Consider the following 17,145-nt stretch of genomic DNA (forward strand, 5'->3'; position numbering starts at 1 on the left):
TGGTAGAAAATCCTTCGCCAGCCGGCATCTGTTTGGGAGAAAGCATCATGGCGGACTTGCGGGTCCTGATCGTCGGCCTTGGCCATATGGGTCTCGCGCACGGCCGCGCCTACGACAAGATCGACGGCTACGAGATCGTCGGCCTGTGCGCCCGCAGCGCGAAGAGTCGTGCCGACCTGCCGGAGGCCTGGGGTCATCTGCCGCGGTTTTCGGACTACTACGAGGCGCTGGCCGCGCTGAAACCCGATGTGGTTTCCATCAACACCTGGCCGGATACGCATGCGGCGTTTGCAATCGCCGCGTTCGAGGCCGGGGCGCATGTTTTCGTCGAAAAGCCTCTCGCCGAAACGGTGGAAGATGCCGAACGCGTGGTCGCGGCGGCTCGCAGGCACGACAGGAAGATGCTGGTCGGCTACTCGATGCGCCACAGCCCGATCTGGAAGCGGGTGGTCGAAATCGCGCAGGGGCTCGGCAAGCCGCTGGTCATGCGCATGAATCTCAATCAGCAGTCGATCGGTCCTTCGTGGACCTGGCACAAGAACCTCTTGTCCTCGCTGTCGCCGATCGTCGACTGCGGCGTGCATTACGTCGACGCCATGTGCCAGATGACGCTGGCGAAGCCCGTGCGCGTCAGCGGCATGGGCGCACGGCTGTCGGACGAAATCGCGCCCGACCAGTACAATTACGGGCACCTTCAGGTCTTCTTCGACGACGGTTCCGTTGGCTGGTACGAGGCGGCGTGGGGGCCGTCGATCAGCGAGGCGGCTTTCATGGTCAAGGATATCGTCGGACCCAAGGGATCGGTGAGCGTCGTGCCGCCGTCGCACAGACTCGGTTACGGAAAAGGCGCGACGTGGACGTTTTCCTCCGACATCCACACGCACGGCGCGATGGACGCCGTGCTCGTTCATCACGCGGGACTGAATGCCGAGCAGGGGTTGGTCGAGGGTGACGAGGTGATTCCGGTAATCGACAAGCCGGACCACGACGAGATCTGTCGGCTGGAGCAACTTTATCTGCTCGACGCCATCCGCAACGATCGCGATATCGGCGAGGGGATGGAGGCTGCCGTCAACAGCCTCAAGATCGTGCTAGCTGCCGACCGCAGCATCAAGGAAGGGCGGATGATCGAGCTCTGACCGGGCGATCCACATGAGCGCGAGAGCCATTCAGGCCAGGGACCTTTCGAAATGCAGGCAACGGATACGCATTCCATCTCCGGTTCTATCCTGACGCCGGCCGGATGGGTGCGGGGTGCGGCGGTTGTCGGCGGTCAACGCATCCTGCGGATCGAGGGAACGCCGTTTGAAATCGGACAAGCGCCCGCCGCGCCCTACGTCATTCCCGGCTTCATCGATCTTCACGTCCATGGAGGCGACGGGCAAGATTATCTCGGCAGTGCGGCAGAAATCCGCCAGTTCCTCCGCTTCCACGCGGCGCATGGCACAGTGGCGATCGCGCCGACGACGGCAACGGCGCCGGCAGATGTGCTGACCCGCTCGCTCGGTCTTATCGAAGCGATCCGCAACGACAGGCAGCCGGGCGAGCCGACTGTGCTCGGCGCGCATCTCGAAGGACCTTTCATCAATCCGGACAAGCTCGGCGCGCAGATGAACGTGCCGCTCGAGGGTGACGTCGCGCTGGCGCTGCGATGGGCCGACACGTGCAAGCTGGTCGTCGCCACGGTGGCGCCGGAGATTCCGGGCGGCATCGCGGTGATGGAGGCGTTGACCGCGCGCGGATGCCGCGTGCAGATCGGTCACAGCCTCGCCACCGCCGGTGAGACAGCCGCCGCCTTCGCACGCGGGATGGCCGGTTTCACGCATCTTTTCAACGCCATGTCAGGTGTCGACCATCGCAATCCGGGCGTCGCCGCCTATGCGCTGGCGCATGGCCGATATGCCGAGATGATCTGCGACCTCAATCATGTCCATCCCGACGTTCTGCTTGCCGCCCACCGCGCCATTCCGCGCCTCTATGCAATCACCGACGCGACGAAATTCGCCGGCCGGCCCGATGGCGAATACGCCATGGATCACCGCACCATCATCAAGCGCGGCCTGACGATCACGCTCGGCGACGGCAGGACGCTTGCCGGCAGCGCCATCACCATGATCGACGCCTTCCGCAACCTGATGTCGCTTGGCCTGTCGATCGAGGAGGCCTCCGGATTGTGTTCCACGCGCCAGGCGGAATATCTCTGCCTGAACGACCTTGGCAGGATCGCTCCGGGGGTGCTGGCGAGCGTGGTCGTGCTGGACGAGCGTCTCGGTCTGGCGGATGTCTGGGTCGCCGGCGAGCGTATCGCCGGCTGAGGATATCCCTGCAAATATTTGCAAGCGCCTGTTATTCCGTTCCTCACCCGATGAAGTCGAGGCGGCGCGCGATAAGTTCTAATCCCGCAAACCCATGATGAGCGTCTGTTCCTGATCGATGAGCGATCCCGTCATCGGCGCGGATGCGTCGCTTAGGAGGAACAGCGTCAGCCGCGCGATATCGTCCGGCGACAGGAGTTTGCCGCTCGGCTGCGCCGCATTTGCCCTGTCGAGCCAGCCTTCGCCATGCCCGAGCGTTACCGCCTGCATCTGGCGCTCGGCCGGCGTGTCCGTCCAGCCGACATTGATGCCATTGATGCGGATGCGGTCAAAGCGATGCGCGTAGGCGGCATTCTTGGTCAGGATGCCCAGCGCTGCCTTCGTCGCGGCGTAGACCGCGAGTTCGGGTGTCCCGCCATGCAGATTGATCGAGAGTATGTTGACAATCGCTCCCGGCGCCTTGCGGCCCCGCAGATGGTTGATGACCGCCTGCATGAGAAAGAACGGCGCGCGTGAATTGACCGCGAACAGCATGTCCCACAGCTCGGGCGTGGCGTCTGCGGCCGATCCGCGATCCGTCGCGCCGGCCGCGTTGACCAGCGCGTCGACGCGTCCGAAACGGTCGAGCGCGCCACGCATGATCGTATCCGGTCCGTCCGGAGCGGAAAGTTCTGCGGCGACGAACTGCGCCTCCGCACCGACGGCTTCGAGCTCGGCCGCGACCCTGGCTCCGCGAATGGCGTCGCGGCCGGTGATGACGACGCCGTCGGCACCTTCCTGCGCGACACGAAGAGCGACTGCGCGACCGATTCCCTGCGTCGCGCCGGTTATCAGGACGACGCGTCCTTTCATTGTCGTATCCACCGCTTTCTTTCGCTCCGTTCGCCTGCGATTTCAGAGGGAAATATTATAATTGCCGGGAAGGCGGAAGCATTCGCGCAAGAACACAGCGCTTTTCACAAGTGCATTGGAAATCGATTACACTCAAATTGACAAAGCGGGAATTGTGTCGATGATCGTTTTGAGGCCGATATGTCCCGCAGAAGGACGTCGGCAAATCCGTACCGTGTTGCTGGGAGGAGTATGCGGATGGCGCAGGAGTCGGAAGGCGTTTCCGCGTTCGACGCGGGATCGGCAGCCCGGATCGAACTGATCCGCGAAGGCTGATCCCGATGGTCTATGCAACTTCGGATGGCGGGGTCGGCGCCGGACGCCTGCGGGTCGGTATGGTCGGCGGCGGCCGTAACGCGTTCATCGGCGCGGTTCATCGCATGGCCGTGCGGCTTGACGATCTGATCGTCCTGACCGCCGGCGCGCTGTCCTCCGATGCGGAGAACGCGCGTTTGTCCGGTCTGGATCTCGGCCTTGCGCCCGACCGCATATATGCGGACTATCGCGAGATGGCGGCGCGAGAGGCGGCGCGTCCCGACGGCATCGAGGCCGTCATCATCGTCACGCCGAACCATCTCCATCATCCTGTCGCCAAGGCGTTTCTGGAGGCGGGCATCGATGTCATCTGCGACAAACCGCTGTCGGCGACGCTCGGCGAGGCGAGGGAACTGGTTGAGCTGACGCGCGAAAGGAAGCTGGTCTTCGCCGTGACCCTCAACAACACCGGGTATCCGATGGTGCGTCAGGCGCGCGAGATGATTGCCGGGGGCGAACTCGGCGACCTGCGTGTCGTTCACGCAAGCTATATTCAGGACTGGCTGACCAATCCGATCGATTCCGATGGTCAGAAACAGGCGGAGTGGCGAACCGATCCGGCGCGGGCAGGGGCATCCGCCTGTCTTGCCGACATCGGCGTGCATGCCCACAATCTGGCGCTCTTCGTCACGCAACTCGATCTTGCCGAGGTTTCGGCCGACCTTGCGACCTTTGTTCCGGGCCGGCGGCTGGACGACAACGCGCATGTCATGCTGCGTTTCGGCAACGGCGCGCGCGGCCTGTTGACCGCGAGTCAGGTGGCCGTTGGCAATCTCAACAATCTGAGCCTCAAGGTATTCGGCACGAAGGCCGGTCTGGAATGGGCAGGCGAGACGCCCGAAGTGTTGCGCTTCACCCCCTATGGCGAGCCGACGCGCTTGCTGGTGCGCGGTGGGCCTGCCAATTCGGATGAGGCGCGGCGTGGTTCGCGCATGCCGGCTGGCCACCCGGAAGGTTATGTCGAGGGTTTTGCCAATCTCTACCGCGATGCGGCCGAACTGGTACGGGCGCGGCGTGCGGGCAGGGTGCCCGACCCGGCCGCGCTGGCGGCGACGCCGGATGTCATCGATGGCGCCAGGGGAGTTGCATTCGTCGAGGCCGCCGTGGCTTCGTCGCGAAACAACGGCGCGTGGACGTCCGCGCGTCTCGTCTGATGGGAGCTTGCGTTGTCTGCCGGCGCCCGCCGGCAGCGCATGAACAGGAGGAGTAATATGAACACCAGGTATCTTCTGGCCGGCGTCGCGCTGGCTGCCGGCTTGACGGCGGCCAGCAGCGCTATGGCCGACAAATATGTGGTCGGCGTTTCCAACACGCTGATCGGCAACGGATGGCGCGAGGAGATGATCTGCTCGGTCAAGGCGCAGGCGCTTGCCTCCGGTCTGGTTTCGAAGGTTATCGTCGCGAACCGCAATGGCGGTCCGTCCGAACAGATCGCGGACCTGCGCAACCTGATCTCGGCAGGCGCAAACGCCATCATCGTCAATCCCTCCGACCGCGAGGCGCTGAACCCGGTCATCAAGCAGGCGGCCGATCGCGGCATCGTCGTCGTGGCGGTCGACCAGGCGGTGTCCGCGCCGGAAGCCTATGTGCTCTCCAACGACCAGACCGAATACGGCCGCGCGGGCGCCAAATGGCTGGCCGAGAAGCTCGGCGGCAAGGGAGAGGTGCTTGAGATGCGCGGCATCGACGGCGTTCCGGCCGACGCCGACCGTCACGCCGGCTTCGAGGAGGTCATGAAGAACTATCCGGACATCAAGGTGACATCCGTGTTCACCGACTGGGCCCTCAACAAGACCGCGCAGACGATGAAGGACCTGCTCGCCTCCGGCAAGCAGATCGACGGCATCTGGACGTCCGGTCTCGATCTGCCGGTGGTCGAGGCCTACAAGACGGCGGGCAAGCCCTTCGTGCCGGTCGTCGGAGCCGACAATAACGGCTTCCTCGGCGCTCTGATCGACCAGCACGACAAGGGCCTGTCCGGCGTTGCGGTTTCCAATCCGCCGGCGGTCGGCGGTGCCGGGCTCGCGCTCGCGCTCGACGTTCTGGAGAAGAAGAAGGATCATCCGCACGAGGTGAAGATCACGCCCACGGTCTGGGATACGGATACCGGCATGGATACGATCAAGGCTTCATACGATCCGAAGCTCGATCCGTTCTACAGCGTCGCCGTGTCCGTCGAAGGCTACACCACCTATACGAAGGACCAGATCCTGGCCTGCAAGGGACCGGGCGAATAAGCCTTCGAGCTGTGAACCGGACGAGCCGGCGGGTGGACCGCCGGCTTTTTCGGCGGCAGGCATGGCTGCGGTGAAAATGACCCCGGACGAAATTCTGCTTCTCGACATCCGTGGCGTAGCCAAGCGCTTCGGGTCCGTCGTCGCGTTGCGCGGAGCCGATCTTCAGGTGCGGGCCGGCGAGGTCCATGCGCTGATGGGCGCCAACGGCGCCGGCAAGTCGACTCTTGTGAAGATCATAACCGGGGTTTTCCCTGCCGACGCCGGCGAGTTCCGCCTCGCCGGCCAGAACCGGAGTTTCCGTTCGCCGGCCGAGGCGCGACGGGCGGGCGTGGTCTCCGTCTATCAGGACCCGGCGATCGTGCCGGATCTCACCGTTGCGCAGAACATGCGGCTGGCGCGCGTCCCCATCGACGCCGTCAAGGCCGCGATGCGCAAGCTCGGCGTCGACCACGTCGATCTTTCCACGGTAGCGCGCGACGTCGATTTCGCCATCCTGCGCCTTATCGACCTGTCCCGCGCCATCGCTTCCAATCCGAGCATCCTGATGCTTGACGAGATCACCGCCGCGCTTCCGGCCGATCTTTCGGAGCGCGTCTTTGCCGTCGTCGATGAATGGCGCAAGGGCGGCAAGAGCGTTATCTTCATCTCCCACCGCATGGCCGAGGTGTCGGCGCTTTGCGATCGGGCGACCGTGCTGCGAGACGGCGTCACGGTCGGCGTCACGGAAACGAAGGGCGCCGAGGCCAGGATCGTCAACATGATGCTCGGTCAGGAAGTCGCCAGGGCAGCCGCCTCCCACGTCCGGCAGCCGACCGCGGCCGATGCGAATGCCGTTCCGGCCCTTGAGATCAGGAATCTCAGCTACGGCCGTGCGCTTCATGACTTGTCCTTCAGCGTGGCGCCGGGCGAGGTGCTTGGCGTCGCGGCGCTCGAAGGGCAGGGGCAGGATGAACTTTTCGACTGTATCGCCGGTGTGCGGCGCATCGCTTCGGGCGAAATTCGCGCGCGCGGCGAAGTCCTCAAACTGCGCCATCCTGCCGATGCCATCGCGGCCGGGCTGGTGCTCGTCCCGGCGAACCGTTTGCAGGCGCTGCTGCCGCAGCGCTCGATCCGCGAGAACGTGGCGCTGGCGGGCTTCGGCGGCCTTGCCGGCTGGGGACCGATCGACATGCGCGGCGAGCGCAGCCGTGTCGACGACGCGATCCGCCGCCTGCAGATCGATACCCGCGCGTCCCCGGAACTGCGCCGCCTGTCGGGCGGCAATCAGCAGAAGGTGGTGATCGCGCGCTGGCTGGCCTCGGGTTTCCGCACGCTGCTTTGCTTCGATCCGACGCGCGGCATCGACATCGGCACCAAGCAGCAGATCTACGCGCTGCTGCGCGAGATCGCCGGCACTGGCGCATCCGTGCTGCTGTTCACGTCGGAGTTGCCGGAGATCCCGCTCGCCTGCGATCGTGCGATCGTTCTCTTTAACGGCAGGATTTCCGGAGAGATGCCGGCGCATGAGGCCGACGAGGCGCGGCTTCTCCACGCCGCTCACGGGCTGGCGCCGGATGTCTCGAAGGTGCACGCATGACGCAGCCGGCCACTCCTCCGACGCGATCGGCAGGCCTCAGGACGGCCGGCAGGCTTCTGCGCGAATTCGGCATGCCGCTGGTCTTCGTCGCGGCCATTCTGGCGACCGCGATCATCCATCCGAATTTTGGCTCGTTCGACCTGCAATCGCTGGCGCTCGGGGCGCTGCCGCTGGCGATGGCCGCCGCCGCGCAGGCCATCGTCGTCATCAGCGGCGGCATCGATCTCTCGGTCGGTTCCCAGATCGCCGTGGCGAACGTCCTTTCGGCGCGGCTGATGCAGAATGCGAGTTTCGAGGAATCGCTCGCAATCGCGGTGCTCATTCTCCTGGCAGGGGGCGTCATCGGCGCGCTTAACGGCATCGTGGCAGCGCTGTCGCGCATTCCCGACGTGGTGGTGACGCTTACGACCGGCTTCATCTGGGGCGGCGTAGCCCTGCTCATCATGGAGCGGCCGGGCGGCGGGGCTCCGGCGGCGTTCCTCAACATTGCTTCCGGCATCGATTTCTCCGAATGGGTGCCGAATGCCTTCATCGTCATCGTCGTGGTGATCGCGGCGATTTGGCTGCCTGTCCGACAGAGCCGCATCGGTCTGCTCATCTATGCCGCAGGCAGCGATCCGGTCGCGGCCTTCCGCAGCGGCGTCGATGTGCGCGTCGCGCGGACACTGGCCTACGCTTTCGCGGGCGTCGCCTGCGCGGCCGGCGGCATCGGGCTCACCATGACGACCGGTATCGGCGCGCCGCTGGCCGGCACGTACTATACGCTGAGCAGCGTGGCGGCGGCGGTCATTGGCGGCGTCAGCCTGACGGGCGGACGCGGCGGCATGGTCGGCCCGGTGGCGGCGGCGCTTCTGCTGACGCTGATCCCGATGGATCTCATCTTCCTCAACATCGACCCGAACTACGGCCAGGTGATCCAGGGCACGCTAATCGTGCTCGTCGTCATGGTAGGCGGCTTCGTGGCCTTCATGCAGGAACGCAAATGACGGCGGCGCTCGACTTCCTGCGAAACAACACGATCTATGCGCTGATCGCCATTCTCTTCGTCTTCGTCGCCGGCATCGAGATCGCGCGGCCGGGAACGGTGACGCCGCTCTGGATCTCCAACATGATCCTGTTCGCCGCGCCTCTCGCCATCCTCGGCGCCGGCCAGACCATGGTCATGCTGACCGGCGGGATCGATCTTTCCGTCGCGAGCGTCGCGACGGGCGCGGCCTACCTGCTCGCCACCAACGCCACGTCCGGCGACATCACCGCGATTTCGATCGCACTGTCGCTCGGCCTGGCGGTCGGCGTCGTAAACGGTATCGGCGTGGCCTTGCTGCGGGTGCAGCCACTGATCATGACGCTCGGCACCGGCCTGATGTGCGCCGGGGTCATGATCGTCTACAGCCAGCAGATGATGGCCAGCCAGCCGCATGTGCCGGCGATCATCCAGTTCCTCGGTTCGGCCAAGGTGATGGGCCTTGTGCCGGTGAACCTGTTCCTCTGGGTGGTCATTGGCGGGCTGGTGCTGTTCGTGCTGCATCGCACGGGCTACGGCCGCCTGCTCTACGCCATTGGCGACAATCGCGACGCCTGCCATCTCGCCGGCATCCGCGTCTGGCGCGTGGTTTTCGTCGATTACGTGGTCTGCGCCGTTCTCGCGGCTGTCGCCGGACTGGTGCTGGTGGGCGGAACCAACGCGTCGGATCTCAGCCTGGCGAACGCCTATCTGCTGCCGTCGGTGGCCTGCGTCATCATCGGCGGCACGTCGATCTTCGGCGGACGGGGCGGCTATGCCGGCACGATCGTCGGCGCGCTGATCCTCACCGTACTGACCAGCCTGCTGACCTTGCTCGAGGTCCACGAGCCGACAAAGCAGATCCTTTATGGTCTCATCATCCTGCTGCTTGCCGCGGCCTATGCCCGGCTGACCGAATAGGTCAGCCTGTCTCGTCCCGGCTGCCGCTTGCGGAACCCTTGGGCGAACCACCTTCGTCCGGCATGGGCGGACGATCGGGCGCCGGTTCCCAGCCGAAGACGCTCCTTCCGCCCAACAGATGCGACTGGTCGAATTCGCCCGCGACGATCTCCTTGAGGCTCGGGCCGGTGACGTAGCGTTCAAGGCGGCGCGACTGATCGTCCAGCCGCTTCAGCGCGCCGGCCGCTTCGTCGCGCCCGAGTTTCGCTTTCGTCACCGCCGACTTCAAGACATTGATCGTCTCGTCATAGACCTTCAAAGGCACCGGAAACGGATGCCGGTCCTTGCCGCCATGGGCGAGCGAGAAACGTCCGGGATCGGAGAACCGGCATGGCGCGCCATGCACGACCTCGGCCACCATCGCAAGGGCGCGCACGGTGCGGGCTCCGACGCCGGGCACCAACAGAAGTTCGGCGAAATCTTCCGGCCCCCGGTCGGTCGCGGCGGCGATGTTGCCGTGCAGGCGGCGCATGACAATGTCGCTCTCCCGGACGTCGTGGTGGGCAGGCATGACAAGGTGCGGCAGGCTCAGTTGATCGGGCTGGGGCGCTTCGTTCGGTTCCAGCGCGGCAAGCTCGGAGACGATCCGGTCCGGTCCGAGATCCCGCAGGATGTCGATCTGCCCCGTGCGGGACGCGGATGCGCGACGGTCCACGAGGTTGACGATGTCGCCCTGCCGCTCGCCCTCGATCGCGGCGTGCGGTTCATCCACGAAACTTTTCAACCCTTCCGACAGCCAGTGATAACGCCGGGCCTGCCGGCTGTCGCCGTTCATGCCCTGCTGAACGACGGTCCATTTGCCGTCGTCTGTGACGATGAAACCGTGCAGGTAGAGATCGAAGCTGTCCTGCACGGCGGCGCTGTCCACCTTCGCCACGAGACGGCTGGCGGTTGCCAGGGCCTCGCCGTCAAATCCCACGCGTCCGCCGATGGCCTGCAATTCGGCCGGCGTTTTGCGGGAGTGAGCACCCCGTCCGCCGCAGACATGCAGTCCGAGTTCGCCGGCGCGCGGCGCCAGCCCGCGCTTCAGAGCGCCAAGCACGCTGGTCGTGATCCCCGAAGAGTGCCAGTCCATGCCCATCACAGCGCCGAAGGACTGGAACCAGTAGGGGTGAGCCAGCCGGCACAGGAATTCATCGCGGCCGTAGTGCTGCACGATCGATTCAGCGATCAGCACGCCGAGACGCGTCATCCGGTCGGCAAGCCAGCGTGGCACGCGCCCGCCGTGCAGGGGCAGGTCGGCGCTGCCGCTGCGCTGGCTCATGGCCTTTCTGCCGGGAAGAATCGCATAGCGCCTCTATGTAGGCATCGCCAAGGCAATCGCCAGCGGCGGTATTGAGCGGCACCCACGACGGTTACCGCAACAAAGCGAATCCTTGCGCCGACTGTTCTTGACAGGCCGGATCGCTCAACCTTATATCCGCGCGTCCTTGGCGACCCGCCGGGCGGTTCGCCGCTCTCGCGGAATTGCACCGGGGCGGAGTAGCTCAGTCGGTTAGAGCAGAGGAATCATAATCCTTGTGTCGGGGGTTCGAATCCCTCCTCCGCTACCATGCAACCTCCCGACGACTTTTCCTGTGCGTTCTCGCGAGGTGAGCTGACCAATTCGCCCCTCCGCCACCATCGAAATAATGTACCCTGCCCGGAGATGCCGATGGCGGGCAGGGCCTCTCTCCACGACCTGATGCGCCGCGCGATGCTTGCCTATGCCGGGCGTTTGCACTAGCGAAGGCTGACGCTGGCCGCAGACGGCCGGCTCGCCGACAGGATTCGATATTCGCAGGTTTCCATGACGCTCGTCGATACGCGCACGCCCGATCCGAAACGCCTGATCCCCGGTGCCACAGGCGACTGGGAAATCATCATCGGCATGGAGGTCCATGCCCAGGTGACGTCCGAATCCAAGCTTTTCTCCGGTGCTTCCACGGCCTTCGGCGCCGCGCCCAACGCCAATGTCAGCATGGTCGACGCGGCAATGCCCGGCATGCTGCCCGTCATCAACGAGGAGTGCGTGAGGCAGGCGGTGCGCACCGGCCTCGGCCTCAAGGCACAGATCAACCACAAGTCGGTCTTCGACCGGAAGAACTATTTCTATCCGGACCTGCCGCAGGGCTACCAGATCTCGCAGTACAAGCAGCCGATCGTCGGCGAGGGCATCGTGTCGGTGTCGATCGGCCCCGATTCGAAGGGCAATTTCGAGGATATCGAAGTCGGCATCGAACGCCTGCATCTGGAGCAGGATGCCGGCAAGTCGATGCATGACCAGCACCCCACCATGTCCTATGTCGATCTCAACCGCTCCGGCGTGGCGCTGATGGAGATCGTCTCGAAGCCGGACATGCGCTCGGCCGACGAGGCGAAGGCCTATCTCACCAAGCTGCGCACCATCGTCCGCTATCTCGGCACCTGCGACGGCAACATGGACGAAGGCTCCATGCGCGCCGACGTCAACGTCTCGGTGCGCCGCCCTGGCGGGCCTTTCGGCACGCGCTGCGAGATCAAGAACGTCAACTCCATCCGCTTCGTCGGACAGGCCATCGAATACGAGGCGCGGCGCCAGGTCGCCGTTCTGGAGGATGGCGGCTCGATCGATCAGGAGACCCGCCTGTTCGACCCGAGCAAGGGCGAGACGCGCTCCATGCGCTCGAAGGAAGAGGCGCACGACTACCGCTACTTCCCAGATCCGGACCTTCTGCCGCTGGAGTTCGATCAGGCTTTCGTGGACGATCTCGCCAAAAACCTGCCGGAGCTGCCGGACGACAAGAAGGCTCGTTTCGTGAGGGAGATGGGCCTGTCGGCCTATGACGCGTCGGTTCTGGTTTCCGAGAAGTCGATCGCCGATTACTTCGAGAAGGCCGCTTCCGGCCGCGACGGCAAGACCGCCGCGAACTGGGTCATCAACGATCTGCTCGGCGCGTTGAACAAGGCCGGAAAAGACATTGAATCCGCTCCGGTTTCGCCCGACCAGATCGGCGCGATCATCGATCTCATCAAGGAAGGCACGATTTCGGGCAAGATCGCCAAGGACCTGTTCGAAATCGTCTGGAACGAGGGCGGCGATCCGCGCGCGGTGGTCGAGGCGCGCGGCATGAAGCAGGTGACCGACACCGGCGCAATCGAGAAGGCGGTGGACGACATCATCGCCGCCAACCCCGACAAGGTCGAGCAGGCGAAGGCGAAGCCGACGCTGGCGGGTTGGTTCGTCGGTCAGGTCATGAAGGCCACCGGCGGCAAGGCCAACCCGCAGGCCGTCAACGATCTGGTGAAGGCGAAGCTCGGCATTGAGTGAGGCACTGCGCAAACAGTGCCGGACGCGCCCCTGCTGCTACCTGGCGAGGACCAGCGCCCAATAGCGCCTGCCGCCGCCAAGCGGGTCGGCCGCGGCGGCCAGTCCGAAGCGCGTATAGCTTCGATCCAGCATGTTGCGGCGATGCGGCGGCGAGTCCATCCAGCGCCGGAACAGCTCTTCGGCGCCGAACGCGCCATGCGCGATGTTCTCGGCCGCCGCGCCCGGCACGCCATTCTGGCGCATGCGCCGGTCGAAGGCGCGGCGAAAGCCGGTCGTGTGTTTCATGGCGCCGGCTCCGGCCATGAATGATGCCTGCTGCAGCGCCGCCCTTTCCAGCGCGGCGTCGGGAAGGAGAAGCGGCATGCCGGCCTCCGCGCGAATCTCACGCAGATAAGGGACACCCGCGCCATTCTCGCCGCTCGCGCTCACCGTCGACACGTCGCTCTGGCATGCCGCGAGGATAAGAAGCGCCGCAACGGCGACGGATGCGCGCACGAAATTCGTCATGCCCGACCAGATCCTTCCTTTCCGGATGCACACCGGGCTGGCTATCCGCCGAAACGGTGGCTTTTTGCTGTCACGATGTCGCCGGCGCGATTGGATGCTTGCCAGATGCGGGGCAGGAAGCCATAACGGCAGCGACGCAGCGCCGGTTCGCCCACGCGTCCAATGAGTTGTCCATGATGAAGTTTCTGACGCAGTTTTTCACCTGGTGGAATGGGCAGACGCTCAACACGCGTTTCCACACCTGGCGGTACGGCAAGGAAGTCGGCCAGGACGAATTCGGCAACATCTATTATGAGGGCGGCGTGAACTCGGACGGCCAGACGCGCCGCTGGGTGATCTACAACGGTTATTCGGAGGCTTCCATCATTCCGCCGGGCTGGCACGGCTGGATTCATCACCGTGTGGACACGCCGCCGGTGAAGGAAAACTACAAGCCGCGCGAATGGCAGAAGCCGCACGAGCCGAATCTTACCGGCAGCCCCAAGGCTTACCGCCCGAAGGGTTCCATCCTCGGCAACCAGCATCGGCCGCAGGTCACCGGCGACTACGACGCCTGGACGCCGGGTTCGTAAAGCCCTCCTTTGGCGGTTGAAAGACGCGCGGGTTTCTTGGAAACCGCGAATCGGTCTTTTATCGCCACAATTGACTTCTAAGGCGCTTGAACGCCGCCGATCCGGGCGGTGCGTTCCTTCGAATGTGCGGCAAAGATCGGTAGCGATGTTTCCTTCGGCAAATGGTGTCGCCACAGGCCTGCGTGTTGGCCTTCTTGCCATGCTCGCCGCGGGTATGTTTGCGGGCGCGGCCAGCGCTGAACGCCTCACCAATCCGGTCGCGGAATTCGCCGGCATCGACAAGATCACCGGCCGGATCATCAATTTCGACGTCTATATCGACGAGACCGTGCAGTTCGGCGCGTTGCAGGTGACACCGCGCGTCTGCTACTCGCGATCGAAGGACGAGGAGCCGAAGACGGACTCCTTCGTGGAAGTGGACGAGATCACGCTCGACCGCAAGATTCGACGCATCTTCACCGGATGGATGTTCGCGGAGAGCCCCGGCCTCAACGCCGTGGAGCATCCCGTCTATGACGTGTGGCTGAAAAGCTGCAAGGAAAAGTCCGACGTGCCGCCGCCCGACGAGGCGAAGACGAACTGAAAGCCGGAACTTTCCGGTTCCTCGGTCATTGTGCTGGGCAGATCCACCCGGCACGAACGAGGAGTGTTTCCATGACTACCCATACCGGCCACACGGCCGCCATCCCGGCCTCCAAGGTAATCGGCACCTCCGTCTATAACGGCGCGGGGGAGAGCATCGGAACCATCGAGGACGTCATGCTCGACAAGACCTCAAACGGGATCATGTTCGCCGTGATCGGCTTTGGCGGCTTCCTTGGCATCGGCGAGAAATATCACGCGGTCCCCTGGTCGGCGCTCGACTACAGCGTCGAGCGGGGCGGCTATGTCGTGCCTTTCTCGAAGGACCAGCTTGAAGCCGCGCCGGCCTATTCGATCAACGAACTGACCGGCGATGACGGCCAGAGGGCCCGCGACGCGTCATATGAGTATTACAAGGTCGATCCCTACTGGAACTGACCTTCAAGTCGAGATGCGGCGGACCCGGCCCGGCGAGCAATCGCCGGGCCGCTTTGTTTTGGACCGCTCGTGCTTTACGCTCCCGCGTTAAGGAGCCCGATATGACCTCGCACGACTTCCCCGTCTTTGATCTCTCACGTTTTGAAGGCGCAGGCGCTATCGAGCGCGCGCAACTGGGCGCCGAGGTGGATCATATTTGCCGGACCACCGGCTTCCTCGCCATCGGCGGGCATTCGGTGCCGCAGGGCGTGATCGACGGTGTCTGGTCGAAGGCGAGGGCATTCTTCGATCTGCCGGCCGAAGAAAAGGAAAAGGCGAGGGCGCCGTTTCCCGGGTATCCCTACGGCTATCTCGGACCGGGCGTCGAAGCGCTGGCCAAGTCCAAAGGCCAGGATACGCCGCCGGACCTGAAGGAGAGCTTCAATGGTGGCCCGCTTTCCGTGCCGCCCGGTCTCTCCGACCCCGAGGCATTGGCCTTTTGCTATGCCGAAACCATCTGGCCGGTCGAGCCGGCAGGCTTTGTCGAGGCATGGCAGGCCTATTACCGGGCGATGGAGAATCTGGCCGCGCGCATCATGCGTGTGTTCGCCGTGGCGCTGAAGCTGCCCGAGACCTATTTCGATCCGACGATCGACAGGCCGATCAGTGCTCTCCGTGCCTTGAACTATCCCGAGACGACGGTTCCGCCGCAGCCGGGCCAGTTGCGAGCGGGGGCGCATACCGACTACGGCAGCCTGACGATTCTCTTGCCGCAGGCAGGTTCCGGCGGGTTGCAAATCTACACGCCGGAAGGTGCGTGGAAGGAGGTGCCGCCTGTGCCGGGCGCCTTCGTCATCAATATCGGCGACCTCATGGCGCTATGGACGAACGACCGTTGGGTCTCCACCCTGCATCGCGTGGTCAGCGACGGGAATCCGGCGCGCCGCCAGTCGCTGGCTTTCTTCCATCAGCCGAACTGGGATCAGGACATCGTCTGCATCGAATCCTGTCTCGAACCCGGCGAGACGCCGCGTTATGAGTCCGTCAAATCCGGGCCGTACCTCATGTCGAAATTCAGGTCGACGGTGAAGCCGGCGGCGTGAGGCGGCCGGTATCGGCGGTTCGCCACGTTGCGTTTTGACGCGCTTCGGCTAAGAGGAGCGCGATTTTCCTGCACCAGCCCAAGAGGTTCTGCCATGACTGCCATCGTCGATATCGTCGGCCGCGAGATACTGGACAGCCGCGGCAACCCCACGGTCGAGGTGGACGTGGTGCTGGAAGACGGCTCGATGGGCCGCGCGGCGGTGCCGTCGGGCGCCTCCACCGGCGCGCATGAGGCGGTCGAGCTTCGCGACGGCGGCAAGCGCTACCTCGGCAAGGGCGTGCTGAAGGCGGTGGAAGCTGTCAACGGCGAGATCTTCGAGGCGATCGGCGGCATGGAAGCCGAAAGCCAGCTCCATATCGATCAGACCATGATCGATCTCGACGGCACGCCGAACAAGAGCCGGCTTGGCGCGAACGCCATTCTCGGCGTCTCGCTTGCCGTCGCCAGGGCGGCGTCCGAGGCGGCCGGCCTGCCGCTCTATCGTTATGTCGGCGGCGCCGGCGCGCATGTCCTTCCGGTGCCGATGATGAACATCATCAATGGCGGCGCGCATGCCGACAATCCGATCGATTTTCAGGAATTCATGATCATGCCGGTGGGCGCCGCGAACATCCGCGAGGCCGTCCAGTGGGGTTCGGAAATCTTCCATACGCTGAAGAAGCGGCTCAAGGACGCCGGCCACAACACCAATGTCGGAGACGAGGGCGGCTTCGCGCCGAACCTCAAGAGCGCGCAGGCCGCGCTCGACTTCATCATGGAGTCGATCGATAAGGCCGGCTACACACCGGGCGAGCAGGTCGCGCTCGGCCTCGACTGCGCATCGACCGAGTTCTTCAAGGACGGCAACTACGTCTACGAAGGCGAAAGGAAGACGCGCGACCCGAAGACGCAGGCGAAGTATCTCGCCAAGCTGGCCGCTGACTATCCGATCATTTCGATCGAGGACGGCATGGCCGAGGACGACTGGGAAGGCTGGAAGACGCTGACTGATCTCTGCGGTAAGCGCGTGCAGCTCGTCGGCGACGATCTCTTCGTCACCAATTCCGCCCGGCTGCGCGACGGCATCAAGATGGGCGTCGCCAACTCGATCCTCGTCAAGGTCAACCAGATCGGCTCTCTGTCGGAAACGCTGGACGCGGTGGAGACGGCGCACAAGGCCGCCTATACCGCCGTGATGTCGCATCGCTCGGGCGAGACGGAAGACTCCACGATCGCTGATCTCGCCGTCGCCACCAATTGCGGGCAGATCAAGACCGGATCGCTGGCGCGCTCCGACCGGCTGGCCAAATACAACCAGCTGATCCGCATCGAGGAAGAGCTTGGCAAGCAGGCGAAGTACGCCGGGCGTTCGATCCTCAAGGGCTGACGCCACCGCA

Annotated in this window: 16 protein-coding genes and 1 tRNA gene; 14 read left to right on the forward strand and 3 right to left on the reverse strand. The window is 64.5% G+C overall.

Features of this window, described 5'->3' with window-relative positions:
* The first annotated feature begins 47 nt into the window (after positions 1–47).
* Together M9955_20535 and M9955_20540 are read left to right on the forward strand one after the other, a co-directional pair.
* Entirely contained in the window at positions 48–1,139 is a 1,092-nt protein-coding gene (locus M9955_20535; protein MCO5084030.1) for a Gfo/Idh/MocA family oxidoreductase, read from the forward strand.
* 51 nt (positions 1,140–1,190) lie between these two features.
* The gene (locus M9955_20540) at positions 1,191–2,315 is read left to right on the forward strand and encodes an amidohydrolase family protein (GenBank protein MCO5084031.1); all 1,125 of its coding nucleotides are present in this window, start codon (positions 1,191–1,193) and stop codon (positions 2,313–2,315) included.
* A 78-nt stretch (positions 2,316–2,393) separates the two neighbouring features.
* Here M9955_20540 and M9955_20545 read toward each other — a convergent pair whose 3' ends face one another.
* Positions 2,394–3,179, reverse strand: coding sequence for an SDR family oxidoreductase (locus M9955_20545; GenBank protein ID MCO5084032.1), 786 nt, complete (start codon positions 3,177–3,179; stop codon positions 2,394–2,396).
* A gap of 308 nt (positions 3,180–3,487) precedes the next feature.
* Here M9955_20545 and M9955_20550 point away from each other — a divergent pair, with 308 nt between their 5' ends.
* From M9955_20550 to M9955_20570, 5 genes are all read left to right on the forward strand, one after another.
* Positions 3,488–4,675, forward strand: a complete 1,188-nt coding sequence (locus M9955_20550) for a Gfo/Idh/MocA family oxidoreductase (GenBank protein MCO5084033.1) — start codon at positions 3,488–3,490, stop codon at positions 4,673–4,675.
* A gap of 57 nt (positions 4,676–4,732) precedes the next feature.
* Positions 4,733–5,758, forward strand: a complete 1,026-nt coding sequence (locus M9955_20555) for an ABC transporter substrate-binding protein (protein ID MCO5084034.1) — start codon at positions 4,733–4,735, stop codon at positions 5,756–5,758.
* A gap of 61 nt (positions 5,759–5,819) precedes the next feature.
* Positions 5,820–7,334 (forward strand): sugar ABC transporter ATP-binding protein, encoded by a 1,515-nt coding sequence (locus M9955_20560; GenBank protein MCO5084035.1) that lies wholly within the window; start codon positions 5,820–5,822, stop codon positions 7,332–7,334.
* Positions 7,331–8,320 carry an ABC transporter permease gene (locus M9955_20565; GenBank protein ID MCO5084036.1) on the forward strand — a complete coding sequence of 330 codons (990 nt, stop codon included), beginning with the start codon at positions 7,331–7,333 and terminating at the stop codon, positions 8,318–8,320. The genes M9955_20560 and M9955_20565 overlap by 4 nt, the downstream gene beginning before the upstream one ends.
* A complete protein-coding gene (locus tag M9955_20570; protein ID MCO5084037.1) occupies positions 8,317–9,258 on the forward strand; it encodes an ABC transporter permease in 942 nt (313 codons plus the stop codon). The genes M9955_20565 and M9955_20570 overlap by 4 nt, the downstream gene beginning before the upstream one ends.
* A 1-nt stretch (position 9,259) precedes the next feature.
* On the opposite strand, the gene M9955_20575 is transcribed toward M9955_20570, so the two are convergent.
* Positions 9,260–10,561 carry a DUF763 domain-containing protein gene (locus tag M9955_20575; GenBank protein MCO5084038.1) on the reverse strand — a complete coding sequence of 434 codons (1,302 nt, stop codon included), beginning with the start codon at positions 10,559–10,561 and terminating at the stop codon, positions 9,260–9,262.
* A gap of 212 nt (positions 10,562–10,773) precedes the next feature.
* Here M9955_20575 and M9955_20580 point away from each other — a divergent pair.
* Positions 10,774–10,850, forward strand: a tRNA-Met gene (locus tag M9955_20580).
* A 236-nt stretch (positions 10,851–11,086) separates the two neighbouring features.
* Complete coding sequence (gene gatB, locus M9955_20585; protein MCO5084039.1) at positions 11,087–12,586, forward strand: Asp-tRNA(Asn)/Glu-tRNA(Gln) amidotransferase subunit GatB; 1,500 nt, start codon at positions 11,087–11,089, stop codon at positions 12,584–12,586.
* Between the two features lie 36 nt (positions 12,587–12,622).
* On the opposite strand, the gene M9955_20590 is transcribed toward gatB, so the two are convergent.
* Positions 12,623–13,093, reverse strand: a complete 471-nt coding sequence (locus tag M9955_20590) for a CAP domain-containing protein (GenBank protein MCO5084040.1) — start codon at positions 13,091–13,093, stop codon at positions 12,623–12,625.
* Positions 13,094–13,266: 173 nt separating this feature from the next.
* Here M9955_20590 and M9955_20595 point away from each other — a divergent pair, with 173 nt between their 5' ends.
* From M9955_20595 to eno, 5 genes are all read left to right on the forward strand, one after another.
* On the forward strand, positions 13,267–13,665 hold the full coding sequence (locus M9955_20595; protein MCO5084041.1) for an NADH:ubiquinone oxidoreductase subunit NDUFA12: 399 nt from the start codon (positions 13,267–13,269) through the stop codon (positions 13,663–13,665).
* A gap of 199 nt (positions 13,666–13,864) precedes the next feature.
* Positions 13,865–14,248: a DUF2155 domain-containing protein gene (locus M9955_20600; GenBank protein ID MCO5084042.1), complete on the forward strand. Its 384-nt coding sequence runs from the start codon at positions 13,865–13,867 to the stop codon at positions 14,246–14,248.
* 71 nt (positions 14,249–14,319) lie between these two features.
* A complete protein-coding gene (locus tag M9955_20605) occupies positions 14,320–14,685 on the forward strand; it encodes a PRC-barrel domain-containing protein (GenBank protein ID MCO5084043.1) in 366 nt (121 codons plus the stop codon).
* 101 nt (positions 14,686–14,786) lie between these two features.
* Entirely contained in the window at positions 14,787–15,767 is a 981-nt protein-coding gene (locus tag M9955_20610; protein MCO5084044.1) for an isopenicillin N synthase family oxygenase, read from the forward strand.
* Positions 15,768–15,860: 93 nt separating this feature from the next.
* Positions 15,861–17,135: a phosphopyruvate hydratase gene (gene eno, locus M9955_20615; protein MCO5084045.1), complete on the forward strand. Its 1,275-nt coding sequence runs from the start codon at positions 15,861–15,863 to the stop codon at positions 17,133–17,135.
* Positions 17,136–17,145 lie beyond the last annotated feature (10 nt).

The sequence above is a fragment of the Rhizobiaceae bacterium genome (genome assembly GCA_023953845.1).
GTDB lineage: Bacteria > Pseudomonadota > Alphaproteobacteria > Rhizobiales > Rhizobiaceae > Arvimicrobium.